The sequence below is a fragment of the Lentzea miocenica genome, assembly GCF_033949945.1.
In the GTDB taxonomy this organism is placed as follows: domain Bacteria; phylum Actinomycetota; class Actinomycetes; order Mycobacteriales; family Pseudonocardiaceae; genus Lentzea; species Lentzea miocenica.
Window position 1 is genome coordinate 63043 of sequence record NZ_JAXAVW010000032.1, and the last position, 23781, is coordinate 86823.

23 protein-coding genes are annotated in these 23781 nt (G+C 67.6%); 9 read left to right on the top strand and 14 right to left on the bottom strand.

Annotated elements, in window-relative coordinates; genetic code table 11:
• Position 1 precedes the first annotated feature (1 nt).
• From SK803_RS33595 to aceB, 3 genes are all read right to left on the bottom strand, one after another.
• Entirely contained in the window at positions 2-469 is a 468-nt protein-coding gene (locus SK803_RS33595) for an Imm1 family immunity protein (RefSeq protein ID WP_319970200.1), read from the bottom strand.
• Between the two features lie 75 nt (positions 470-544).
• On the bottom strand, positions 545-1714 hold the full coding sequence (locus SK803_RS33600) for a DUF6986 family protein (RefSeq protein ID WP_319970202.1): 1170 nt from the start codon (positions 1712-1714) through the stop codon (positions 545-547).
• Positions 1714-3198, bottom strand: coding sequence for a malate synthase A (gene aceB, locus SK803_RS33605; protein ID WP_319970203.1), 1485 nt, complete (start codon positions 3196-3198; stop codon positions 1714-1716). Before aceB ends, SK803_RS33600 begins: the two co-directional genes overlap by 1 nt.
• Before the next feature lie 76 nt (positions 3199-3274).
• Between aceB and SK803_RS33610 the strand changes: the two genes are divergently transcribed.
• Positions 3275-4018, top strand: a complete 744-nt coding sequence (locus tag SK803_RS33610) for an IclR family transcriptional regulator (protein WP_319970204.1) — start codon at positions 3275-3277, stop codon at positions 4016-4018.
• A 58-nt stretch (positions 4019-4076) separates the two neighbouring features.
• On the opposite strand, the gene ftsY is transcribed toward SK803_RS33610, so the two are convergent.
• Positions 4077-5375, bottom strand: coding sequence for a signal recognition particle-docking protein FtsY (ftsY, locus tag SK803_RS33615; RefSeq protein ID WP_319970205.1), 1299 nt, complete (start codon positions 5373-5375; stop codon positions 4077-4079).
• A gap of 114 nt (positions 5376-5489) precedes the next feature.
• On the opposite strand from ftsY, the gene SK803_RS33620 reads away from it, so the two are divergent.
• Positions 5490-6617, top strand: coding sequence for an anhydro-N-acetylmuramic acid kinase (locus tag SK803_RS33620; protein ID WP_319970207.1), 1128 nt, complete (start codon positions 5490-5492; stop codon positions 6615-6617).
• Positions 6605-8164 carry a sodium:solute symporter gene (locus tag SK803_RS33625; protein ID WP_319970208.1) on the top strand — a complete coding sequence of 520 codons (1560 nt, stop codon included), beginning with the start codon at positions 6605-6607 and terminating at the stop codon, positions 8162-8164. The genes SK803_RS33620 and SK803_RS33625 overlap by 13 nt, the downstream gene beginning before the upstream one ends.
• Here SK803_RS33625 and SK803_RS33630 read toward each other — a convergent pair.
• Positions 8114-9037: a GNAT family N-acetyltransferase gene (locus SK803_RS33630; RefSeq protein ID WP_319970209.1), complete on the bottom strand. Its 924-nt coding sequence runs from the start codon at positions 9035-9037 to the stop codon at positions 8114-8116. The genes SK803_RS33625 and SK803_RS33630 overlap by 51 nt on opposite strands.
• 94 nt (positions 9038-9131) lie before the next feature.
• On the opposite strand from SK803_RS33630, the gene SK803_RS33635 reads away from it, so the two are divergent.
• The 3 genes from SK803_RS33635 to SK803_RS33645 all read left to right on the top strand — a co-directional run bounded on the left by SK803_RS33635 (position 9132) and on the right by SK803_RS33645 (position 10768).
• Complete coding sequence (locus SK803_RS33635; protein WP_319970210.1) at positions 9132-9617, top strand: tetratricopeptide repeat protein; 486 nt, start codon at positions 9132-9134, stop codon at positions 9615-9617.
• Positions 9618-9691: 74 nt separating this feature from the next.
• A complete protein-coding gene (locus tag SK803_RS33640; protein ID WP_319970212.1) occupies positions 9692-10030 on the top strand; it encodes a hypothetical protein in 339 nt (112 codons plus the stop codon).
• 24 nt (positions 10031-10054) lie between these two features.
• Positions 10055-10768, top strand: a complete 714-nt coding sequence (locus SK803_RS33645; RefSeq protein WP_319970213.1) for a lysophospholipid acyltransferase family protein — start codon at positions 10055-10057, stop codon at positions 10766-10768.
• A 235-nt stretch (positions 10769-11003) separates the two neighbouring features.
• Here the strand turns inward: SK803_RS33645 and smc are convergent, their stop codons facing one another.
• The 4 genes from smc to SK803_RS33665 all read right to left on the bottom strand — a co-directional run bounded on the left by smc (position 11004) and on the right by SK803_RS33665 (position 16286).
• Complete coding sequence (smc, locus tag SK803_RS33650) at positions 11004-14723, bottom strand: chromosome segregation protein SMC (protein WP_319970214.1); 3720 nt, start codon at positions 14721-14723, stop codon at positions 11004-11006.
• Between the two features lie 154 nt (positions 14724-14877).
• Entirely contained in the window at positions 14878-15477 is a 600-nt protein-coding gene (locus tag SK803_RS33655; RefSeq protein ID WP_319970215.1) for an anti-sigma factor family protein, read from the bottom strand.
• The gene (locus SK803_RS33660; RefSeq protein ID WP_319970216.1) at positions 15474-15980 is read right to left on the bottom strand and encodes a sigma-70 family RNA polymerase sigma factor; all 507 of its coding nucleotides are present in this window, start codon (positions 15978-15980) and stop codon (positions 15474-15476) included. Before SK803_RS33660 ends, SK803_RS33655 begins: the two co-directional genes overlap by 4 nt.
• A gap of 33 nt (positions 15981-16013) precedes the next feature.
• The gene (locus tag SK803_RS33665; RefSeq protein WP_319970218.1) at positions 16014-16286 is read right to left on the bottom strand and encodes an acylphosphatase; all 273 of its coding nucleotides are present in this window, start codon (positions 16284-16286) and stop codon (positions 16014-16016) included.
• A gap of 81 nt (positions 16287-16367) precedes the next feature.
• On the opposite strand from SK803_RS33665, the gene SK803_RS33670 reads away from it, so the two are divergent.
• A complete protein-coding gene (locus SK803_RS33670) occupies positions 16368-17093 on the top strand; it encodes a CAP domain-containing protein (protein WP_319970219.1) in 726 nt (241 codons plus the stop codon).
• Here the strand turns inward: SK803_RS33670 and SK803_RS33675 are convergent.
• A complete protein-coding gene (locus SK803_RS33675; protein WP_319970220.1) occupies positions 17066-17569 on the bottom strand; it encodes a hypothetical protein in 504 nt (167 codons plus the stop codon). The two genes, SK803_RS33670 and SK803_RS33675, sit on opposite strands and share 28 nt — an antisense overlap.
• 153 nt (positions 17570-17722) lie before the next feature.
• Here SK803_RS33675 and SK803_RS33680 point away from each other — a divergent pair, with 153 nt between their 5' ends.
• Entirely contained in the window at positions 17723-18220 is a 498-nt protein-coding gene (locus SK803_RS33680; RefSeq protein ID WP_319970221.1) for a hypothetical protein, read from the top strand.
• Position 18221: 1 nt separating this feature from the next.
• Here the strand turns inward: SK803_RS33680 and SK803_RS33685 are convergent, their stop codons facing one another.
• Entirely contained in the window at positions 18222-18902 is a 681-nt protein-coding gene (locus tag SK803_RS33685; RefSeq protein WP_319970222.1) for a response regulator, read from the bottom strand.
• Positions 18899-21388, bottom strand: coding sequence for a sensor histidine kinase (locus tag SK803_RS33690; RefSeq protein WP_319970223.1), 2490 nt, complete (start codon positions 21386-21388; stop codon positions 18899-18901). Before SK803_RS33690 ends, SK803_RS33685 begins: the two co-directional genes overlap by 4 nt.
• Positions 21389-21718: 330 nt before the next feature.
• Here SK803_RS33690 and SK803_RS33695 point away from each other — a divergent pair, with 330 nt between their 5' ends.
• Complete coding sequence (locus tag SK803_RS33695; RefSeq protein ID WP_319970224.1) at positions 21719-22159, top strand: MarR family winged helix-turn-helix transcriptional regulator; 441 nt, start codon at positions 21719-21721, stop codon at positions 22157-22159.
• 34 nt (positions 22160-22193) lie between these two features.
• Here the strand turns inward: SK803_RS33695 and SK803_RS33700 are convergent, their stop codons facing one another.
• Both SK803_RS33700 and SK803_RS33705 read right to left on the bottom strand, forming a co-directional pair.
• On the bottom strand, positions 22194-23300 hold the full coding sequence (locus tag SK803_RS33700) for a DUF1700 domain-containing protein (protein ID WP_319970225.1): 1107 nt from the start codon (positions 23298-23300) through the stop codon (positions 22194-22196).
• Complete coding sequence (locus SK803_RS33705; RefSeq protein WP_319970226.1) at positions 23297-23623, bottom strand: PadR family transcriptional regulator; 327 nt, start codon at positions 23621-23623, stop codon at positions 23297-23299. Before SK803_RS33705 ends, SK803_RS33700 begins: the two co-directional genes overlap by 4 nt.
• Positions 23624-23781: the final 158 nt, after the last annotated feature.

The following is a 23781-nucleotide window of genomic DNA, read 5'->3' on the forward strand; positions in this document are numbered from 1 at the left end:
GTCACCGGTTCTCGGTGGTGCGCAGGGCCATCTGCTGGTCACGCCACGAGTGGAAGAGATCCGCCTCGGAGTACCAGTCGACACCTGTCGGGCGTTCGCCGGTGGTCATGAACTCGATGAGCAACTGCTTGTACAGCTTGAGCGGCACCCCAACGCCAGGCGGGAAGTCCGTGTACTTCTCGTTGACGTACGGGGCTTCTTCCGACCCCTTCGGCCAGCCCATGAAGCTGTTGTCGACGTAGTACATGTAGCCCCACCCACCGCGCACGGCGAGCACGACGTTGTGGTCGGGATCGCCCTCGGCGGTGAGTGCCCGCCCGAAGTGGTCGAGCGAACCGTCGTTGCACTCCGGCCTGCCGAGCAGGCCGATCAACGTGTCCACATCCGCTTCGCACGCGACGACCTGATACTTGTGCTCCGCCGCGTCGAGGTCGGGTAGCCCGGTCCAAAGGCCAGCACGCATGCTCATGCCAGCCACCCTGCACCCATCGCCGACAACATTCGACACCCATTGACAGAACCACACGAACGGGTGATGACCCGGTCAGACCGATCGTGCGACGAGCCCCTTCAGTGCTGACTCGTCCAGACCTGTCGCCACCTGCACTTCCACCGGATCGAGTGCACCGCAGTCCACCGCTCGGAGGAAGAACGACGACAACGCCTGGGCGGTCGCGGGTTCGTCCAGAACGCCTCCCGAGACGCGCTGCACATAGGACTTCAGCCTCGCGGCGTCCGCGTCCAAACCCTCGCGGTAGAACGCGTAAACGGCCGCATAACGTGTCACCAATTGTGCCGGGTGCAGATCCCAACCCTGGTAGAAACCGTGTTCCAGCGACCGTCGCACGAGCCGGTAGTGCGTGTCCCAGCCGTGTTCCTTCTGATCACCGACGGGCAGCACGTTGGTGGAGCCGTCGGACAGCCGCACACCCGTTCCAGCAGCACAGACCTGCATGACGTGCCGCGCGAAGTCACACGCGCCGTGCGCCAAGTGCTGCTGGGCCGCGGACAACCCGCAGCCCGCCGTGTAGTCGTAGGTGCCGAAGTGCAGACCTGTCACCCGGCCGCGGCCCGCCTCGATGAACCGCGGGATCGCCAGCCGCCCCTCACCATCCACAACGGACTGCGTGGTCTCGACCTGGATCTCGAACTTCAGATCCTTCTCGAAGAGGTCGAGCACCTCGCCGAACACCTCGACCTGGTCGACAGATGTCACCTTCGGGAAAGTGATGACAAAACCTGGTGGAACCTCTCCCAATGCTGTCAGGAAGATGTCCAACGTGCGCAGCCCGCGCTCGCGCAACGCCTTGGTGTCGAACGACTTGATCCGCACCCCGAACGACGGCGGCGCGACGCCTTCCGAGAGCCAGCGGGACACGAGGTTCGCCGTGCTCTCGGCGTCCATGTCCTCGACGTCGTCCTCGGGCGCGCCGTAGCCGTCCTCGAAGTCGATCCGCAGGTCCTCGATCGGCTCGCGCCGCAACTTCGCCTGAACGCGCTCGAGCACGCCCTCCGGCAGTTCCGGCAGGAGGTCCGGCTCGATCGACTCCAGCGCCTCCCGCCCCCAGTCGCCGATCGTGGTCCCGATGATGCGACCGGCGGGCACGTAACACGTGTGCACGGGCTGACGCCCCACCGGCCAGCTGCGTTCCACAGTGGACAACCGCGCGGTCACCCGCGCCACGTCGTCCGGGGACAGCGATGTCTCGTACATCAGATGCGCTCGTACGCCGGCAGCGTCAGGAAGTCGACGAAGTCCTCGGACAACGCGACCTGTTCGAACAGCTCGACAGCCGCCGCGACGTGCGGGCCCTCGACCTCGTTCCCCACCCGCGCCAGCACTTCCCGCACCGCGTCGGCCGTGACCTGCGTGCCGTCGTCCAGCACGACCTTGTTGTTGATCCACTGCCAGATCTGGCTGCGCGAGATCTCGGCCGTGGCCGCGTCCTCCATCAGGTTGTGGATCGCCGCCGCCCCGTTGCCACCCAGCCAGGACGCGATGTACCGCACACCGACGTCAACGGCGCTTTCCAGCCCCGCGCGAGTCGCTCCACCACCCGCGGACTTGAAGTCCAGCAGCTGCGCACCCGTGACTTCGACCTCCGGCCGCTGCTTGTCGATCTGGTTGGGCTTGTCCCCCAGCACACCGTCGAAGATCTCACGGCAGATCGGCACCAGGTCCGGGTGCGCCACCCACGACCCGTCGAAGCCGTCCGTCGCCTCGCGCGTCTTGTCCTCACGCACCTTGCGCAGCGCGTTCTCCGTGACCTCGGGATCACGCCGGTTGGGAATGAACGCCGCCATGCCACCCATGGCGAACGCCCCGCGCTTGTGACACGTCTTCACCAGAAGCTCGGTGTACGCGCGCATGAACGGCGCCGTCATCGTCACGCTGTTGCGGTCCGGCAGCACGAAGTCCGCCCCCGCGTCCCGGAAGTACTTGATGACGCTGAACAGGTAGTCCCACCGACCGGCGTTGAGCCCCGACGCGTGGTCGCGCAGTTCGTAGAGGATCTCCTCCATCTCGAACGCGGCCGGAATCGTCTCGATGAGCACCGTCGCCCTGATGGTGCCGTGCGGAACGCCCTTCAGCTTCTGCGCCGTGGTGAACACGTCGTTCCACAGCCGTGCCTCAAGATGCGACTCCATCTTCGGCAGGTAGTAGTAGGGCTTACCCAACTCGGCGTTGTGGAAGAAGTGCAGCCCGAAGTCCACGAGCGCGCCAACAGCGTTCTTGCCACCGAACTGAAGGTTCCGCTCGTCGAGGTGCCATCCACGCGGCCGCACGACGATCGTCGGGTACGGCCCGCCCTTGAGCGAGTACTCCTTGCCCTCCGGCGAGGTGAACGCGATCGTCTCGCGCGCCGCCTCGTACAGGTTCACCTGACCCTGCACGACGTTGTCCCAGTGCGGCGTGTTGGCGTCCTCAAGATCCGCCAGCCACACCTTCGCACCCGAGTTGAGCGCGTTGATCGTCATCTTCCGCTCGGTGGGCCCGGTGATCTCCACCCGCCGGTCCCGCAGCGCCTCAGGCGCTTCCGCCACCTGCCACTCACCGTCGCGGATGCTTCGTGTCTCCTCGAGGAATCCAAGGGGCCGCCGCTCCTTGCGCAGGGCGAGCAACTCGTCCCGGCGGGCGGCATGCGCCTCGTGCAGCTTCGCCACGAACTCAAGAGCCTCGTCAGTGAGGACCTGCACCTGGATCCACCTCTCTCGGTTTTGCTGTGTGGACTATAGTTTTTGCATTGCGGAACTGCAACGAGAGGAGTCGCACGTGTCGACAGGTGGCGTGCAGTCGTTGCAAAGGGCGTTCGACCTGCTAGAACGCCTAGCCGACGCAGGAGGCGAAGCCTCCCTCTCCGAACTGGCCACCGCCTCAGGCCTCCCCCTCCCGACGATCCACCGTCTCATCCGCACCCTCGTCACGCTGGGCTACGTCCGCCAGAACAGCAACCGCCGCTACACCCTCGGCTCCCGCCTGATCCGCCTGGGCGAAACCGCCTCCCGGCAATACGGCACCTGGGCCCGCCCTTTCCTCTCGCAACTAGTTGACTCAGTAGAGGAAACCGCAAACCTTGCGGTCCTGGACGGCGACGAGGTCGTCTACGTGGCCCAAGTCCCCTCAAAGCACTCGATGCGCATGTTCACCGAGGTAGGCCGCCGCCTGCTCCCGCACGGCACAGGCGTGGGCAAAGCAATGCTGTCGCAACTCCCCCGCGACGACGTCCGCGCACTGCTGGACCGCACCGGCCTGCCCGCGTACACGTCGAACACCATCACGGACGCGACCGAACTGCTCGACTCGCTGGACGAGATCTCAGCGCGCGGCTACGCACTCGACGAGTCCGAACAGGAACTGGGCGTGCGCTGCATCGCGGTACCGGTGATCGGCGGCCCAACCCTGGCCGCAGTATCAGTCTCAGGCCCAGAGGGACGCCTCACCAAGGACGCCGTGAACCGCATCCTCCCCGAGGTGCTGGCCATCGCGAAGCGCCTGGCAGACCAGGCCGCGAACTGACGCAGGGGTCCCCAACTGGGAACCCCTGCGTCACAACGTGCTCAGACAGCCGACAAGATCAGCCGAGAAGTGCGTCCACAAAGGCGCCCGGCTCGAACGGCGCCAGGTGGTCAGCCCCTTCACCGAGGCCCACGAGCTTCACCGGGACACCCAACTCGCGCTGCACCTGGAACACGATGCCGCCCTTGGCCGTGCCGTCCAGCTTGGTCAGCACGATCCCGGTGATGTCGACCTGCTCAGCGAACACCCGAGCCTGCGTCAACCCGTTCTGCCCAGTAGTCGCATCCAGCACCAGCAGAACCTCGTCGACGACAGCCTGCTTCTCAACGACGCGCTTGACCTTGCCAAGCTCATCCATCAGGCCCTTTTTGGTGTGCAGCCGCCCCGCGGTGTCGACCAGCACGGTGGAGACCCCGGTCTCCACGCCTCGCTTGACAGCCTCAAAAGCAACAGAAGCCGGGTCGCCGCCCTCGGGTCCGCGCACAGTCTCAGCACCGACCCTCTTGCCCCAGGTCTCCAACTGATCAGCCGCAGCAGCCCGGAAAGTATCCGCCGCACCCAACAACACGGTGCGTCCATCAGCCACGAGCACGCGCGCCAGCTTGCCGGTGGTAGTCGTCTTACCAACGCCATTCACGCCCACCACCAGCAGCACAGCGGGCTTACCAGCGTGCGGCAACGCCTTCAGAGACCGATCCATCTTCGGCCCCAGCGCATCCACCAGCACCGAGCGCAGCAACGCGGCCGCCTCAGCCTCAGTCCGCACCCCAGCCGAAGCGATCTTCGAGCGCAGCGTCTCCACGATCTCCGTGGTCGTGGCCGCCCCGAGGTCAGCGATCAGCAGCGTGTCCTCGACGTCCTGCCACGAGTCCTCGTCCAGGTCGCCGGCCCCCAGCAAGCCCAGCAGCGAGGTCCCGAACGCGTTGCGCGACTTCGACAACTTCCCGCGCAGCCGCTCCAGCCGCCCCGCGGTCGGCTCGATCTCCTCGACCTCGGAAGCCTCTTCCGGCAGGTCGACCTCGACGAACCCGCGCTTCACCGAGTCTCGCGGCACCGAGGCGTCGTCGCCAACGCCTGGCTGCCCGTCGACCTCGGTCCGCTCGGCGACCGGATGCTCGACCGGCGCGGTGTCCTCGGCGACCTCCGCCCCCTCGACCGCCTCGGCAGAGGACGCCTCCGGGGCGGCAGGAGTGAGCGTGAAGCCGGACGAGGCCTGGTAACTACCTGACCGGGGCGCCTCGTCCTTCTGGGTCAGGCTGATGCGACGGCGACGCGTCAGCACCACGCCGGTCACCAGCGCGGCGATCAGGACGACCGCCACCACGACGAGGATCAGGACAAGGGAAGACGTCGGCACGGGCTCATGGTTTCACAGGCCCGCATGTGACCTGTCAACCACATATTGCTCAATTAGGCGAAAATTTCACCAAAGCTCTTGCGCCCGGCCACGGTGTGGAATAGACCACACGTCGTGAGGGTGATCGGACTGATTTCCGGCACGTCGATGGACGGCATCGACGTGGCCGTCGCCGACCTGTCGATCAGCGGTGACGTTGTCGAACTCGTGCCGGTGCAGCACGCCGAGCACCCGTTCCCGAAGGACCTGCTGGAGAAACCCCGGGACCTCGCTGAAGTGTGCGCCTTCGACACGTCGCTCGGGCAGGCTTTCGGTGAAGTCGCCGCCGGATATCTGCCGGCCGACCTGATCAGCTCGCTCGGGCAGACCGTCCACCACGAAGTGCAGGACGGCGACTGCCTCGGCACGCTGCAGCTCGGGCAGCCGGCCTGGATCGCCGAACGGACCGGTGTCCCGGTCGTCGCGGACCTCCGGGTGCGGGACGTCGCCGCGGGAGGCCAGGGAGCGCCGCTGGCGAGCACGCTCGACGCGCTCTGGCTGGCCGGTGACGCCCCCGCGGTCGCGCTGAACATCGGCGGCATCGCGAACATCACCGTCGTCAGACCGGGCAGTCCGCCGATCGCGTACGACACAGGCCCCGGCAACGCGCTGATGGACGCCGTCATGGAGGTCATCTCCCACGGCCAGAGGCGCCAGGACACCAACGGCGAGTTCGCCAGACGTGGCCACACCAGAGAAGACATCCTCAAGAAGCTCCTCGCCGACCCGTACTACGCGAAGCCCTGGCCCAAGTCGACGGGCAAGGAGCTCTTCAACGCCGAGTACCTGCGGGGGTTCCCGACGGTGCCGGCCGAGGACATGCTCAGGACCCTCGCGGAGCTGACCGCCCGCACCATCGCGGACGCCTGCCGGGCGCACGACGCGAGCGTGGTGGTCGCGTCCGGTGGCGGGATGCGCAACCCGGTGCTCGTCGAGGCGCTCACGAAGGCGCTCGACCCGATCCCGCTCAAGATCAGCGACTCGCTGGGCCTGCCGAGGGACGGCAAGGAGGCCTACCTCGCCGCCCTGCTCGGATTCCTGACGTGGCACGGGATCGCCGGCAACACGCCGTCCGCGACCGGCGCGTCCGGACCGCGGCTGCTCGGGAGCATCACGCCCGGCAACGGGCCGCTCAGGTTGCCTGAGCCCGTCACCACCACCGTGACCAAGCTGAAAGTGGGGGAAGCGACGTGCGCGGACTAGACCTGGCGATCATCGCCCTGTTCCTCGTCGGCATGCCGTTGATCGGCACGTGGATCGGCGGCAGGCAGAAGTCGTCCACCGACTACTTCGTCAGCGAGAAGCGCATCTCGTGGTGGGTCGTCTGCCTGTCGGTCGTGTCCGCGGAAACCTCGACGCTCACCGTCCTGAGCGTGCCGGTGATCGCCTACATGGCGACGCCCGCGCAGGGCGGCATGACGTACTTGACGCTCGCGCTCGGCTACATCGTCGGCCGGATCATCGTCAGCTTCGTGCTGCTGCCGCGCTACATCGCCGGTGACCTCGTCACGGCGTACGCGTTCCTGGGCAAGCGGTACGGCAACGGCATGCGCGCCACGGCGTCCGTCACGTTCCTCTTCACGCGCCTGCTCGCGGACGGCATCCGGCTGTTCGCGACGGCCATCCCGATCAAGGTCGTGCTCGCCGAGTACGGGATCACGGCGTCGTACTGGGCGATCGTGGTGGCGCTCGGCATCGCGATGGTGTTCTACAGCTTCTTCGGCGGCGTGCGTGCGGTCGTGTGGGTCGACGCCATCCAGATGCTCTGGTACGTCCTCGGTGGCGTCGTGGTGATCTGGGTGCTGGCCGGTCAGCTGCCGGACGGCTGGTTCAGCAAGGCCGCGGACCTGAACAAGTTCCAGATCTTCGACTTCACCTCGTCCCCGCTGACGGGCTCCTTCCCGTTCATCGCGGCGTTCTTCGGTGGTGCGCTGCTGTCGATGGCCTCGCACGGCGCGGACCAGCTGATCGTGCAACGGCTGATGGCCACGAAGGACGTGAAGTCCGCGCAGAAGGCGTTGATCGCGTCCGGCTTCGTGGTCTTCCTGCAGTTCGCGTTCTTCCTCGTCATCGGCGTGATGATGTGGGCGTTCTACAACGGCGTCGACCCGGTGAAGGACCTCAAGCTCAACAACAAGGACGAGCTCTTCGCCCACTTCATCGTCAACGACCTGCCGAGCGGACTGTCCGGCTTCGTGATCGCCGGCATCCTCGCGGCCGCGCTGTCGTCGTCGTTGGGCGCCTTGGCTTCCAGCACGGTCACGGACATCTACGAACGCATCCGCAAGACCCCGATGACCGACGACGAACGCCTGCGCCACGGCCGGGTCTGGACCCTGGTGTGGGCGGCCCTGCTGATCGTCTGCGCGGGCCTGTTCGCCTCCTCGAACAAGACCACGGCAGATCCGATCGTGGTGCAGGCGCTGGGCATCGCCGGCTACACCTACGGTGCGCTGCTCGGGGCCTTCCTCCTCGGCCTCATCTTCAAGCGCGTCACGCAGGTGGACGCGATCATCGCGTTCGTGTCGACGGTGCTCGTCGTCGGTTTCGTGATTCTCGGGGTCAAGTTCGTCGGCAGCACGCCGACGATCGACTTCGCGAAGGCCGACGCGACCCGGAAGTCCCTGACCGGCTGGTGGAACACGCCCCTGGGGGTGGCGGTCACCCTGCTCGTCGGTGGATTGCTGTCATTGCGGCATTCACGCGGTGTGGCGGTAGGCGACGAGCTCGATGTGAAGGCGAAAGCCTAGGCGGGCGAACATCTTCTGCGACGACTCGTTGCCGGAGTGGATCGACGCGGCGGCCTGCGGCCGGGCACCGTGTTCCGCCGCGAGCTTCCACAGCAGTTCGGTGACGAGTGCGGCGCCCACGCCCTGGCCGCGAACATCGGGTTCGACGGCCACGAAATCGATGTAGTACTCCTCGGGTTGGGCTTTACCCGCTGCGTACCCGAGCACGCGTTGGCCGTCCATCGCGACGACGACCGTGCGGGTCTCCGGTTTGGATTCGACGAGTTGTTTACCGGACAAGTACGTCCGCGGGAAACATCGTTCGTGCAGCACCGCAACGGCTTCGTGCACGAACGGATCAGTCGGGAGGACGCGCATCTCACGCTCGCTGGGGCACTTCGCGTCCCTCAGCAGCAACGTGCGCAGATCCCCGTTGTCCAGTATGTGGATGGCGCTCGCCTTGCCGGCTGAGAAGCCGTGCCGTTCGGCGAACGCCGCCAGTCGTCGGTGGGCGGTGTGCCCGTACAGCTCCAGATCGGTGACGCCGGTGAGGAGCTCGGTGGCGCGGCGGAACATCGCGTCGGCGGTCTGATCCCAGATGCGGCTGCCCGCGGGGTGGTTGACCGGTACGTCGACGAACGGTCCGTGCAGCCACGCGCGGCCGAGCTCCGAGTCGATCTCCACGCTGAGCATGCCGGTGATGTTGTCGTCGGCGTCGACGGCGACCACCGTGCAGTCGGCCCAGCTGGGCTCGAACTCGGCGAGCTCCGCGCGGAGCTCTTCGCTTGTCTCACCGAGGTAACCGATGTGGTGCGCGTTGTCGGCCTGGAGCCGGACCAGCAGCGCCATCGTGGCGCCGAGGTCGCCAGGTTCGGCGAAACGGATGTCGTACATAGAAGGAATGGTTGCTCGCACGGCCGTTCGAAGCGAGGGAGTTTTCCCGGAAGGCTCAACCGGTGGGAGACGCGCTGCTCGATAGGATCAAGTCGTGCCCTCCGTCCGAGAACTGGAAGAGCTCGTGGCCACCCTCGGCGACGATCATCCCGACGCCCTGACCAGCAGAAACAACCTGGCCGAGGCCAGGGCGCACGCGGGCGATTTCCGGGGCGCGGTGACCGACTTCAGGGCACTCGTCAAGGACCACACGGCCGCCGCGGGCGCGGACCACCCGCGGACGCTCGACGTCCGGCTGAACCTGGCGAGGGTGCTCGGCACGGCCGGACAGGTCAGCAAGGCCATCGGCGTCTGCGAGCCCCTGCTGCGCGACCAGGTCCGCGTCCTCGGTCCCGAGCACGCCGACGTCCTGGAGACCAGGCAGCTGCTCGCCAACCTGCGCTACAAGGCCGGTGACGCCGAAGGGGCGATCGAGGATCTGGAGCAGCTGCTGGCGGCTCTGTCGCACGTGCTCATGCCCACCCACAACCGGATCACGAAGGTGAAGCGCGACATCGCGTTCTTGAAGCGCCCCACGTGACGTGGGAGACAACACTCACACCCCTACCCAGATTCGGGCTTGCAGGGCAGGTGAGGGTGGGGGACTCTTCTACAGTGAGTGAGGAAACGATCCAACTCGATCTCAGCGAATCCGGGGTGGCCGTCGACCTGCCCTTGCCGACGAACAACCGGGACGGTGTCCAGGGAGTTCCCTACCGGCCGGTCGAATTCCGAGACGATGATCTGCCCACTGCCCTCGAACGCGCCGCCGCCTGGCTGCGGCAGACGCAGGACTGGCTGGGCGAGCCCGTGGACGTCATCGCAGTTCATCTCGACTACGACGACACCAAGGGCAACCCGTACTACGACCTCAAGTTGCTGTGCAACGACGAGGACCTCGCGGGTGTGCCGAGGGTCATCCGAGACAACGAAAGGGCCGCTACCGGTCAGTAGCGTTTACGGCTACCGTTCGGAAGCATGTCGGATCGCGTATATCCCCCGGTGATCGCCGCAGCGAAGCTCATGTTCAGGGTGCTGGACCTGCGGATCACCGTCGAAGGGGCGCACCACGTCCCGCGCACGGGTGGAGCGGTGCTGGCGTCGAACCACGTCAGCTACCTCGACTTCATCTTCGCGGGCTTCGGGGCGCGCCCATCGGGGCGCCTCACGCGGTTCATGGCGAAGCACGAGATCTTCGCCAACAAGATCGCAGGCCCGCTCATGCGCGGCATGCACCACATCCCCGTCGACCGGAGCGCGGGCCAGGCCTCCTACCAGCAGGCCCTGTCCGCGCTCCGCACCGGCGAGGTGGTCGGGATCTTCCCCGAGGCCACCATCAGCCGTTCGTTCACGGTCAAGGACATCAAGTCCGGCGCGAACCGCCTGGCGCACGAGGCCGGCGTACCGCTCATCCCCATGGCGTTGTGGGGCACCCAGCGCCTGTGGACCAAGGGCCGTCCCAAGAACCTCACCCAGCGGCACGTGCCGATCACCATCCTCATCGGAGAGCCGTTCGAGGCCTCCCCCGATGACTCCGGCGACGGTCTGCTGCGCAAGCGGATGCAGGACCTGCTGGACACCGCGCAGGCCGGCTACCCGACCGAGCCCGGCGCCTGGTGGGCGCCCGCGCACCTCGGCGGCACCGCGCCCACGCCGGAAGAGGCCGCGGCGCTGGACGCGCGCCGGGACTGAGTCGCGCGTACAAGGTTTTCACAAGACCGGTCCGGCAAGGTGGTCCGTGCGCACCTGAAGTGGTGAGGTTGAACTGGGGGACTTCACCCCTTCAGGCGCGAAGGCCGCGTCTGCACGGTGATGTCGGGGGACCTTTCTCCCCGAAGAGGAAGGTCACCGCGCCAGGCGCGGCCAGTGGTAAGAGGCCGCGGTCGGGGTTGGTCACAGCCCCCCAGGCACCGCTCCGACCGCCCTCTCAGGCTTCGTCTTCCGCCGGTTCCGGCGCGGACTCCGCAGCATCGACCGGCGCGGCCTCAGCCGCCGCAGACTCGACCGGCACAGACTCGACCGGCACAGACTCGACCGGCGCAGCAGCCTCGGCCGGTTCGGCACGCTTGGCCTTGGTCTCGTCGCCCGTCGTGCGCAGCCGCTGCGAGATCACCTGCGAGATGCCGTCACCGCGCATCGAGACGCCGTACAGCGCGTCCGCGATCTCCATGGTCGGCTTCTGGTGCGTGATGATCAGCAGCTGCGAACGTTCCCGCAGCTGCTCGAACAGGCTGATCAGCCGGTGCAGGTTCGTGTCGTCCAGCGCCGCCTCGACCTCGTCCATCACGTAGAACGGTGAGGGGCGGGCACGGAAGATCGCGACCAGCATCGCGACGGCGGCCAGCGACTTCTCGCCACCGGAGAGCAGCGACAGGCGCTTGACCTTCTTGCCGGGCGGGCGGGCCTCCAGCTCGATGCCGGTGGTCAGCATGTCGTCCGGCTCGGTCAGCACCAGCCGGCCCTCGCCGCCGGGGAACAGGACCTTGAAGACGATCTCGAACTCGCGCGCCACGTCCTCGTAGGCCAGCGTGAAGACCTCCAGGATCTTCTCGTCGACCTCCTTCACGACGGTGAGCAGGTCGCGGCGCGTGTCCTTGATGTCCTCGAGCTGGGTCGAGAGGAACTTGTAGCGCTCCTCCAGCGCGGCGAACTCCTCCAACGCGAGCGGATTCACCTTGCCCAGCAACGAAAGGTCGCGCTCGGCACGCTTGGCGCGGCGGGCCTGGGTGTCGCGGTCGTACGGCATCGGCTGCGGCTCGGTGACCTGCTCGCCGCGTTCCTTGGCGGCCTCGTACTCGGCCATCTCCGCCGCCGACGCGGGCACGGGCTGGTCCGGGCCGTACTCGTTGACGAGGTCTTCGAGCCCGATGCCGAAGTCCTCGGAGATCTTGGTCTCCAGCTGTTCGATGCGCAGGCGCTGCTCGGCGCGCAGGACCTCGTCGCGGTGCACGGCGTCGACGAGCTTCTCGAGCTCACCGGACATCTCGCGCACCACGTTGCGCACCTGGGTCAGCAGCAGTTCGTGCTGCTGACGGCGTTCCTGGGCCTGGTCGCGCTCACGGGCGGCGCGGGCCAGCGAGATCTCGATGCGTTCCAACGCCTGTTCGCCGCCGCTGACCACGGCCTTCGCGACCACGGCGCCACGTGCGCGGTGCTGGGTCGCACGGGCGTGGCGTTCGCGGGCCTCACGCTCGGCGCGCGCGGCACGACGCAGTCCGTCCGCCTTGCCTTGCAACGCCCGTGCGCGCTCCTCAGCGGTGCGCTGCACCAGGCGTGCGTCCATCTCAGCCTGACGGGCCTGAGCGAGCTCAGCGGCCAGCTGGTCGCGCTGCTCGGTGTCCGGCTCGTCGTCGAGGGTCTGCTCCTCCTCGGCCATCAGCAGCCGCTCTTCGAGCTCGGCCAGCTTCAGCAGGGCTTCCTCACGCGACCGCTCGACCTTGGCGCGCTGCTCGGTGATGCGGCTGACCTCGGCCTCCGCCGACCGCACCGCGGACGCCATCCGGTTCAGCCGCTCGCCGGAGCGGGCCTGGCGGACCTTGGCCTCCTGCACGGCTTCCTTGACCGCGTCGAGCACCTTGCGGCGGGCCTGCTGCTCGGCACGGGCGCCTTCCAGCGCCGCCGAAGCGTGTTCCAGCGCGCGTTCCGCCGTGCCCAAGGCCTCCTGGGCCTCGTCGACGGCCGCCTGGACCTCGATCACGCTCTGACCCTGACCGCCGGAGCCACCGACCGCCCAGTCCGCGCCGAAGACGTCGCCGTCCCTGGTCACCGAACGCGTGTTGAGCCGGGCCGCGGTGTCCAGATCGTCAACGACCGCAAGGCGATCGAGCGCACGAGCCAGTGCCGGACGCAACGCCTCGGGGGCGTGCACGACGTCGATCGCCCACCGCGCGCCGTGCGGGAGGTAGCCCCACTGCGAGGTGTCCACAGTGGACCCATGCGAGCCGATCAGCACGCCTGCGCGTCCGGCGTCCTTCTCCTTCAACAGCTTCAGCGCCTGCAGTGCGCCGTCACCGGACGCCACCGCGACGGCGTCGGCGATCGGGCCCAGCGCGGCGGCCAGCGCGACCTCGAAACCGGGTTCGACGGTCAGCAACGCGGCAACGGAACCCAGCAGGCCGGGCACGTCGGACGCGAGCAGCACGCCCGCGCCGTCCTTGCGGGTCAAGCCCAGCGAGAGTGCGTCGACGCGGGCACGCCACGACGCGATGTCGCGTTCCGCGGTGCGTTCGGCCTTCACGAGTTCGTCGACACGCTGCTTGGCCGCGTCGTTGGACTGCACAGCCTGGTGCAGACGTTCGTCGAGGCCGTGGTCGTCCTCGTCCTCGGTGCCGGTGATCTCACGGGCCTCGGCCAGTTCCATCGAGGCGTACTCGACGCGTTCGGTGGCCTCGGTGACCGTGACGGAGAGGCGTTCGATCTCCTCGGCGGTCGCGTTCGTCTTGCTGCGCAACGCTTCCACCTGACCGGACAGGCGCGCGAGGCCCTCCCGGCGGTCGGCGATCGCGCGGACGGCGGCGATGTGCGCCTTCTCCGCCTGCGACACCATGCGCTCCAGCTCGGCCCGCGTCTCCACGGCCTCCGCCAGCGCGATGCGCGCCTCGGTCACGCCTTCCTGGAGCTCCAGCTCCATCTCGGCGGTCTCCTCGGCCTCGCGGTCGAGGTCGTCCGGGTCACGGCCGCGCGAGGGCGCGTCGACGTCCGCGGACAGGTGACGGGCACGTTCCGCGGCAAGGCGAACGGTGCCGCGGAGACGTTCCTCCAAAGCGGACAGCCGGTACCAGGTGTCCTGCGCGGCCTGCAGCTTCGGCGAGTCGGCGGCGACCCGTTCTTCCAGCTCGGTCTGCTGGTACTGCGCGGTCTGCAACGACTTCTCGACCTCGGCGCGGCGCTCGCGGGCCTTCGCCTCGTCGTGTTCCTCCTGCGCGATGTTCTCCCGCTGCGTCACCAGGTCGTCGGCGAGCAGGCGGAGTTTGCTGTCTCGCAGCTCGGACTGGACGACCTGCGCGCGGCGGGCGATCTCGGCCTGCTTGCCGAGCGGCTTCAACTGGCGGCGCAGCTCGGCGGTGAGGTCGGTGAGCCTGGTCAGGTTCGCCTGCATCGCCTCGAGCTTCCGCAGCGCCTTTTCCTTGCGCTTGCGGTGCTTCAGGACGCCGGCGGCCTCTTCGACGAACGCGCGCCGCTCCTCCGGTTTGGACTCGAGGATCGCGGCGAGCTGGCCCTGACCGACGATCACGTGCATCTCGCGGCCGATGCCGGAGTCCGACAGCAGCTCCTGGATGTCCATCAGGCGGCACGAGCTGCCGTTGATCTCGTACTCGGTGGCGCCCTCGCGGAACATCCGGCGGGTGATCGACACCTCGGTGTACTCGATCGGCAGGACGCCGTCGGAGTTGTCGATCGTCAGCGTCACCTCGGCGCGACCGAGCGGCGCGCGGCCGGACGTGCCGGCGAAGATGACGTCCTCCATCTTGCCGCCGCGCAGGTCCTTGGCGCCCTGCGTGCCCATCACCCAGCGCAGCGCGTCGAGCACGTTGGACTTGCCGGACCCGTTGGGGCCGACCACACAGGTGATGCCGGGCTCGAAGCGCAGCGTGGTAGCCGAGGCGAAGGACTTGAAGCCCTTCAGCGTCAGGCTCTTGAGATGCACGCGGGGCAGAGTACCCAAACGCTTGCGGGTGATGCGTTAGGCAGGCCGTGACCTGCGTTTCCAAGCGCTGTGATCGTCGGCCTTCACCTCGTATTCCGCCGGTCAGACGGGCGCTGAGCGGTGGAAGACGCGGTGATTGCCGGCGGTCACAGCGCTAGGGACGGAGAGTAACCAACAGTCCTGTCTCGTCGGACACTTCCAGGCGATCGATCTGGTCGACCCGGAACGACGTGGAACCGGGAATCCGCTCGTCAGGCCCGTGATCGGAACCCCACCAGCCACCGATCTCCCGCTGCCCCTGCCGGTCGAACACGATGACCTTGCAACGCGCGCCCGGTTTCACGTCACCGAGCTTGAACCACATCTCGGTGCCCCAGGACTTCGAGACCATCGAGACCTCACCGTCCACGCCGGTGCCCGAGTCCTTCGCCGCCCAGATCGGCGCCGACGAGGACGGTGCCGGTCGCAGGAAGAAGAGGCCGCCGGCCAGCGCGAGCAGGGTGAGGACGGCCGCGCACGCGATGAGCACGCGGCGGTGACGGTTCGGATCGGGCGGGCAGGCCGGGATCTCGTCGAGGTTCTCGACGTCCTCCAGGCTCAGGCGGCCGAGCAGGCCCGGCAGCGGGGCGAGCCGCAGCATCTCGGCCTGGCACGCGTCGCAGGCCCCGAGGTGCTTTTCGAAAGTGGACCGTTCCTTGAGGTCGAGCGACCCGAAGAGGTAGGCGCCGACGTCGACGGTGTGCTGGCAGCTCACGCCTCGGTCACCCCTCTTTCCTCCAGTGCGTCGCGCAGCGCCCGCAGTGCGTAGAAGCAGCGCGACTTGACCGTGCCCGGCGGGACGCCGAGCGTCTTGGCGGCCTCCGCGACGGTGCGGCGGCGGTAGTACAGCTCGATGACGACCGTCCGGTGCTCGGGCGTGAGCGCCCGCAGCGCCGACGCGATCTGCCACGTCTGCAGCACGTGCTCGACCTTGTCGCTGACCGGCGGCAGGTCCACCGGTTCGAGCGGCACCTCGGTCGCGCGTGCGTTGCGGCGGCGGTATCCGGAGATCACCAGGTTCTTGGCGACCGTGTAGAGCCACGGTGCCGCGTCGTCCGGGTTCAGCTCGTCGTAGTGCCGCCACGCGCGCAGCAATGTCTCCTGCACGACGTCCTCTGCCTGCTGATAGTCGCCATCGACCAGCCGCAGCACGTAGTGCAGCAGCGGGCCTCTCCAGCGGTCGTAAAGCTGGATGAGGACGTCTTCGGCGGAGTCCACGCTCCCTTACTACGCCACCCCTTTCGGAAAGGTTCAGCGCTCCACGAACCCGGTCAGATCACCCCTGGCCTCCGACCACTGCTCACCGACAGATTCGACGTGTCCAGGGGTTTCACCCGAACGGAGAGCCTTCAGCAGTTGTTCACACTTCTCCCGCGGACCCTCGGCGACGACTTCGACCCGCCCGTCCGGCCTGTTCGAAGCGCTGCCCACCAGGCCCAGTTCCAGCGCCCTGGCTCGCGTCCACCAGCGAAAACCGACTCCTTGAACCCGTCCACGCACCCAGGCGTTCAGTCGCACGTCCACCTCCGAATGGTTGCGTAGTCACGCGAGGTGACCGAACACGCACTCTGGGGTTGTCACCCATTAGTGGTACGGTGCCGACCCGTGAGTGCCCGCAGCCTCTTACTCGGCCTGCTGATCGGTGCGACCGGAATCGGCGGTCTCGCCGTCACCGGGACCTCTCCTCTCGGCATCAGCTTCACCAACGCCGCACAGCAGGAGACCACCGACGCAGCGAACCAGTTCGGTACAGGCAACGCGGCCGCACCCAACAACAGACCGGCCCCCGCGGACAACACGGGCGTCGGCACTCCCACGGGATCGTCGTCGTCTTCCGCTCCCACGACTTCTTCGACGACGACCGCCCCGCCTTCCTCTTCGTCGTCAGCGGCTCCCACCACCACGACGACGCCTCCTGAAGCGCCGAAGCCGCCCGTCCAGCCCCCGCAGCCGCCGTCCGGCCAGTCGCCGGAGCAGGCCGTGCTCGCGCTCGTGAACGACGAGCGCGCCGCGAAGGGCTGCAAGGCGCTGGTGATCGACGACCGCATCACGACCGCCGCCCAGGGCCACAGCACGGACATGGCCACGCAGAACTACTTCTCGCACACGTCGAAGGACGGCAGGACCTTCGACAGGCGGATGAAGGAAGCGGGCTACCCGAAGCCCGGCGGCGAGAACATCGCGATGGGCTACGCCAACCCCGGCGCGGTGATGGAGGGGTGGATGAACTCCCAGGGCCACCGCGAAAACATCCTGAACTGCAGCTTCACCACCATGGGCCTGGGTCTCGACACCCGCGGCAACTACTGGACCCAGAACTTCGGTTTCTGACGGTTGAGCAGGGGAAACTTCGTGTACGAGAGCCCGGAACCTGACTCGCGGTCGCGCTTTTTCCGCGGCGCGCCACAGGTCGTCCTAGCCGCGTCCGGCGTCGTGCTGGCGACCGTCTTCGCCGCTGTCGCCTCCCTCGCGGCAGGCTCGGACAGCGCCAGCGAGACACCGTCGACGCAGCCGCCGCGCAAGGAGGCCGTGCGCGACGCCCTGAGCATCGTGCCGACGTCCGCACCCACCTCGTCGGTCCAGGTGACGTCGTCGTCGGTCCCGGAGACCACGACCGCCAACGCCACGACGACGACGAAGAAGTCGACCCGCGTCACCACCATCACGCGCCCTGACGGCACGACCACGACGGTGACCACCGAGGACCCGCCGCAGAACACGCCGACCAAGCCGACGGATCCGACGTCGACCACCACCACGACGACGACCACGACGTCGTCGACCACCACCAGCACGACGACGAGCACGACGACAACGAATCCGGCGGGCTAGGGTTACGCCCGTCACCGTCCAGTGACTCAGCGCTACACGAAGGTGTGGCGTGACTGAGGCTTTGGTGCGTTTCCGCCGATAACTCGAACGCAAGTCCATCCGACCGGGTTTCCCACGAGGAGATGGGTGTGTTCGAGGAAGATCATCCGCAGTCACCGGCCGAACCGGCCCAGAAGAAGCGCGCGGGCACGGCGGTGATGCTGGCCGCGGGCGGCGTGGTCGTCGCGACCCTGTTCGCCACGGTGGCGTCCATGCTCGCCGCGTCCGGCAAGGAAGCGGCGCCGGAGCGCACGTCGGCCGACATCGTCCAGACCATCACCAGCGTCGCTCCTGACGGCAGCACCAGCACCGTCGTCGTGACGGTGTCCTCCGGTGCGCCCTCGCCGGGCAAGCCGGACCGCAAGCAGGCCGCGCGCCCGCAGGAGCAGCCGAAGCCCGGCACGCCGGACCAGCCTCAGCTGACCACGGATCCGGCCCAGCCGTCGCAGCCGGCCCAGACGCCGACCACCCCGCCGACCTCGCAGACCGAACCGCCGGCGTCTTCGTCCTCACCGGCGTCGTCGAGCACCGCGCCGCCGTCGTCGTCTTCGAGCCCGACCTCTCCGGCGCCGGACCCGAAGCCCTAGTTCAGGGCTCGAACCGGTACCCCATCCCGGGTTCGGTCAGCAGGTGCCGCGGCCGCGCGGGCTCCGGCTCCAGCTTCCGCCGCAGCTGCGCCAGGTACACCCGCAGGTAGTGCGTTTCCCTCTCGTACGCAGGTCCCCACACGTCCCGCAGCAGCTGCTTCTGCGCGACGAGCTTCCCGGCGTTGCGCGCGAGCACCTCCAGCAGTCCCCACTCGGTCGGCGTGAGGTGCACCTCGGCCCCGTCCTTGAGCACGCGCTTGGCCGCGAGGTCGACGGTGAACGAGGCGGTCTGCACGATCGGCTCGTCCTCGGGGCCCGCGACGGCCGAGCGGCGGACCGCGGCACGCAGCCTGGCCAGCAGCTCGTCCATGCCGAAGGGCTTCGTCACGTAGTCGTCGGCGCCCGCGTCGAGCGCGTCGACCTTGTCGGTCGAGTCGGTGCGGGCGGACAGCACGATGATCGGCAGGGTCGTCCAGCCGCGCAGGCCGGCGATGACGTCCGTGCCGTCCATGTCCGGCAGCCCGAGGTCGAGGACCACGACGTCGGGCTTGCCGTCGGCGGCCAGGCGCAGTGCAGTGGCGCCGTCGTGGGCGGTCAGCACGTCGTAGCCGCGGGCGGAGAGGTTGATCCGCAACGCGCGCACGATCTGCGGCTCGTCGTCGACCACCAGTACTTTCGTCACGAAGCCCTCTCATCGACCGGGAGTGAGATCACCACGGTGAGGCCGCCACCGGGCGTGTCCTCCATGCTGATCGTGCCCTCCATCGCCTCGGTGAAGCCCTTCGCCACGCTCAGACCGAGACCAACGCCACCCGGCGTGCGATCGCCGAGGCGCTGGAACGGGGCGAACACCTGGTCCGCCGTGTCGCGCGGCAACCCGCGGCCGTGGTCCACCACGCGCAGCTCCACCTCGTCGCCGTGCGCCGACGCCCGCAGCGCCACCGCGCCCGCGTAACGCAGCGCGTTGCCGACGACGTTCGCGATCACTCGTTCGAGGAGTCCGAGGTCGGCGCGCACGGGCGGGAGCGACTCGGGGACGTCGACCTCGATGTCCCCGCTCAGGCCGCTCAACGCCCGTGCGACGGCTTCGTAGTACCCGACGGCACGGAACTGCGGTTCGACGGCGCCGGTGGCGAGGCGGGACGAGTCGAGCAGGTTGTTGACCAGGTCGGTGAGCCGGTCGGCGGACTCCTCCACGGCTTCGAGCAGCTCGGCGGTGTCCTCGTCGGACAGCTTCAGCTCCGGGTCGCGCAACGAGCCCACCGACGCCTTGATCGAGGTCAGCGGCGTGCGGAGGTCGTGGCCGACGGCACTCAGGAGCGCGGTCCGCAGCTCGGAACGGGAGGCCTCGCGCTGGACTTCGAGGGCCTTCTCGGCCATGCGTTGCTGCCTCAGCGCGAGCAGTGCCTGGCCTGCGGCCGCCTCCAGCACGCGGCGGTCGGACGCCGGCAGCGACCGGCCGCGCAACGCCAGGTGCACCTCGGGAGTCACCGCGATGTCGACGTCCGCGTCGTCGGGTTCGTCGCACGGGCCTACGCCGACGCACGCCACTCGTTCCCAGTCACCGTCGACGCGCTCCAACAGCGCGACGGAGGTCAGACCGAAGTTCTCCTTCACCTTCTCCAACAGCCGTGCGAGCGGATACGGGTTCGTCAGCACGGTGCGCGCGTACGACGCGAGAAGCGTGGCCTCAGTGCGAGCGCGCGCTGCCTGTGTGGCACGGCGGGCTGCGTAGTCCACCACCAACGCCGTGGAGACGCCCACGATGATCATCGCGAAGAAGGTGAGCACGTTCTGCTGCGCGTCGATGGTGAACGTGTAGAAGGGCTCGGTGAAGAAGAAGTTCAGCAGCAACGCGTTGACCAGCGCGGCGGCGATCGCCGGGCCCAGACCGCCTACGATCGCGACCACCAGCGTGACCAGCAGGTACGCGATGACGTTGGTGGAGAAGTTCAGGCTGCCGCGCATCGACGCGCCGGCCGCCGTCACCAGCGCTGGCCCGGCGACCGCGAGGAACCAGCCCCACGCGAGCCTGCTCGGCTTGAGCGGACTGCTCGCGAACCGCGCCCGCCAGCCGCTGGTCGTCGCCGGGTGCGTGACCATGTGGACGTCGATCGCGCCGGACTCCTGCACGACCGTGGAACCGATACCTGCCGAGAACGCGCGCGCGAACCGTGAACGGCGTGACGTACCGACCACGAGCTGAGTGGCGTTCACACCTCGTGAGAACTCAAGCAGCGCCGTTGGCACGTCATCACCAACGACCGTGTGGAACGTAGCGCCGACGTCTTCCACGAGCTTGCGGTACTTGGTCAACGCGTGCGGGTCGGCTCCCGCTAGTCCGTCACCCCTCAGCACGTGCACGACGAGAAGGTCGCCACCCGCGCGCGTTGCGATGCGACGCGCGCGACGGATGAGCGTCTCGCTCTCCTTGCCACCGGTGATGGCGACGACGACGCGTTCGCGCGTCTCCCACGTGTCGGTGATCTGCTGCTCGGTCCGGTAGCGCAGCAAGGCGACGTCGACCTGGTCCGCGACCCACAACAGCGCCAGCTCGCGCAGCGCGGTCAGGTTGCCGACGCGGAAGTAGTTGCCGAGGGCCGCGTCGATCTTGTTCGCCGCGTAGACGTCGCCGTGGGCGAGCCGGCGGCGCAGTGCTTCGGGAGTGAGATCGACGAGCTGTATTTGGTTCGCCTTGCGCACGACTTCGTCCGGCACGGTTTCCTGCTGCGGTACGCCCGTAATGCGATGAACGACGTCGTTGAGAGATTCGAGGTGCTGCACGTTGACCGTCGACAGGACGTCAATCCCGGCGTCGAGCAGTTCCTCTACGTCCTGCCACCTTTTTGCATTACGAGACCCCGGCGCGTTCGTGTGTGCGAGTTCGTCGACGACGGCGACCTCGGGCGCGCGAGCCAGCACCGCGTCGACGTCCATCTCGGTGAGTTCGACACCGCGGTGCGTGGAGTGCCTGCGCACCACGATTTCCAGGCCTTCGACCAGTTCAGAGGTCTTCGCACGGCCGTGGGTCTCCACGAATCCTATGACCACATCTGTGCCGCGTTCCCGCCGCCGGTGCGCCTCGCCCAGCATCGCGAACGTCTTGCCGACGCCAGGAGCTGCACCGAGATAGATCCGCAGCTCACCACGCCTGGGTTTCGCACTCACCGCACCAGTCTGCTCCTGGCCCCGCGTGGACTGTTCGGGGGTACGCACTGCGCCGCCCGGCCACACAAGTGCTCCTTCCCACATCTTTCGACAGAGATCTGTCTCGTTGAATCATGCTTCAGCGCGGCACCCGTTCGAGTGAGCCTCACTGCACTTTTTACGCCGTTTACCAGCACATTTAAGTGTGCCGGACGCGCGCTGTGACACCCCGCGTCACCACAACGGCCGAATGGGTTATCGGCAGTTGGCGGATAGCGCGCGGAGCGTGAATGAGGGAAAGTGCCAGGGTTCGTGTCCGAATTCGGACAATCACATGCGCGCGGAGAAACGATGCCCACCACCGTCACCAACCACGAGGCACTTCAACTCGTGGTGGCCGTGCACCGGCTGGTGCGAAGTCTTCGACAGGCCGCTCCGGCCCGTCGTTTGCAACCCACCCAGTTATTGGTGCTGTCAGAACTGAGCGCCCACGGCCCGATGCGCATCGGCGAGATCGCGGTGCGCGCGCTGTGTTCGCAGCCGACCGCGACAACCGTCGTGACCAGCCTCGAAGGCACCGGCCTAGTGCGAAGAGAGCCCGACGCCGCCGACGGCAGAGCGACGATAGTCGTGCTCACCGAAGTCGGCCGCGAGACGATCCTGTCGCTCGCTCACGGCGAAGCCGAACTATTGAGTGAAAGAATGTCCGAACTTTCGCCGGAAGACAGAGAACACCTGCGCTCTGCCATGCCAATATTGCGCCACCTGGCCGAACCGCAGGAGAACAAGTAGGAGCGGGACCCCCCGACGGGTCCCGCTCCAGGCATTACTTGCTGGGTGACACAGAAGTAGGTGACACCGAACTGGAAGGTGTAACAACAGAACTCGACGGCGGTGTGTTGGTCGTTGATGTCACCGATGACGGAGCGGACACACTCGGTGCCACCGTGTAACAGACACCGTTTTCGTAGTCGATCTTCGGCCGTGGATACCTGTTAGCAGGAATCATCGGTTCCGGGTCACCGCCACCGCAGCCGTTGTACTGGCGCGGGGCGTTGATGGGATCGCCGTCCTGGTCGTACAACAGCACGTTCGTGAGCAACTTGCCGTTCTCGTCGTACGCATAGATGTTCTGGTACGACTGCATGCTCGGCACCTGCTGGTACGACGACCTGTTGTTGTAGGCGAGGTTGTTCGCAGTCACGTCGATCACCTGGAACAACAGCCCGACCGCCAGCGCCGAGGCCGGCAGGCTGAACCACAGCCACCGCCGGTCGGTCTTGGCGCGCGGCCCGGCGAACACCGACAGCACCGCGATCCCGGCGATGACCAGGAACCCGAGGATGTCGCGACTCGCGAGCAACACCGCCCCGAGCCCGAGCAGACCCGCCCGCACCAACCACCACGCGGGCTGCAACGACCGCAGGTAGGTCAACGCCCGTTCCGCCGGCGTACCGGCCTCCGGCGTCAGCCACTGCTTGACCTTGATCGTCTCGGGCAGCGCCATGATCTCGGCCTGCGTCGCCCCGCGGTCGTTCACCAGCGCGAGGCTGAGCACCAGGATCACGCCGGGCAGCAACAGGATCGCCGGCTCACGCAGAGCCGTGGCCCCCGCGAGCAAGGTGACGCCCGTGGCGATCGCCAGCCCCCACGCCGCCACCCGCGGCCTGGTCAGCAACTTCCCCTTGGTGGTGACCGGCAGCCGTTCGGTCCGCGGCGGATACCCGGCGGCCGACCTCAGCTCCCGCGCGTACTGATCGGGAGAACCGAGCCGCTGCTCGAGAGTCTCGTTCTCCCCGAGCTCGGTGGAGAGCTCGGCGACGTGCGCCTCGACGTCCTCCATGATCTCGGCGACCTCGTTGGGCGGCAGGTCGTCGAGGGCCGCACGCATCCCGGCCAGGTAGTACTCGACACCAAGCGCTTGGGTGTTCATGCTGCGACCTCCTCGAGCAGGCCGTCCAGCGTGCTGGCGAACGACCTCCACGTCTCCCTCGACTCAGCCAGGCGCACCCGCCCGGTCTCGTTGATGCTGTAGTACTTGCGGTGCGGCCCCTCTTCGCTCGGCACCACGTACGAGGTCAGCATCCCCGCGTTGTAGAGCCGCCGCAGCGTCCCGTACACCGACGCGTCGCCCACTTCGTTCAATCCCCCGGCGCGCAGTCTGCGCACCACGTCGTACCCGTACCCGTCGTCCTTGCGCAAAACCGCAAGGACGGCCAGGTCCAGCACCCCTTTGAGCAGCTGACTCGTGTCCATGGCCTCTCCCGCCCGCTCTTACGCCGTGAACACTACTACGCAGTGCGCAGTACTGTCTAACGCGCGTTACGGCTTCGAGATCGTTCAGGCAAGTTCGAACGTGCGCGCGAGAAGTCCGCTCAAGCGGATGACAGCGCACAAATAGGACGCAGGACCTA

Coding starts and splice junctions, on each gene's coding strand:
- SK803_RS33595 (WP_319970200.1), bottom strand. CDS start 469: ATGAGCATGCGTGCTGGCCTTTGGACCGGGCTACCCGACCTCGACGCG.
- SK803_RS33600 (WP_319970202.1), bottom strand. CDS start 1,714: ATGTACGAGACATCGCTGTCCCCGGACGACGTGGCGCGGGTGACCGCG.
- SK803_RS33630 (WP_319970209.1), bottom strand. CDS start 9,037: ATGTACGACATCCGTTTCGCCGAACCTGGCGACCTCGGCGCCACGATG.
- SK803_RS33645 (WP_319970213.1), top strand. CDS start 10,055: ATGTCGGATCGCGTATATCCCCCGGTGATCGCCGCAGCGAAGCTCATG.
- SK803_RS33695 (WP_319970224.1), top strand. CDS start 21,719: ATGCCCACCACCGTCACCAACCACGAGGCACTTCAACTCGTGGTGGCC.
- SK803_RS33700 (WP_319970225.1), bottom strand. CDS start 23,300: ATGAACACCCAAGCGCTTGGTGTCGAGTACTACCTGGCCGGGATGCGT.
- SK803_RS33705 (WP_319970226.1), bottom strand. CDS start 23,623: ATGGACACGAGTCAGCTGCTCAAAGGGGTGCTGGACCTGGCCGTCCTT.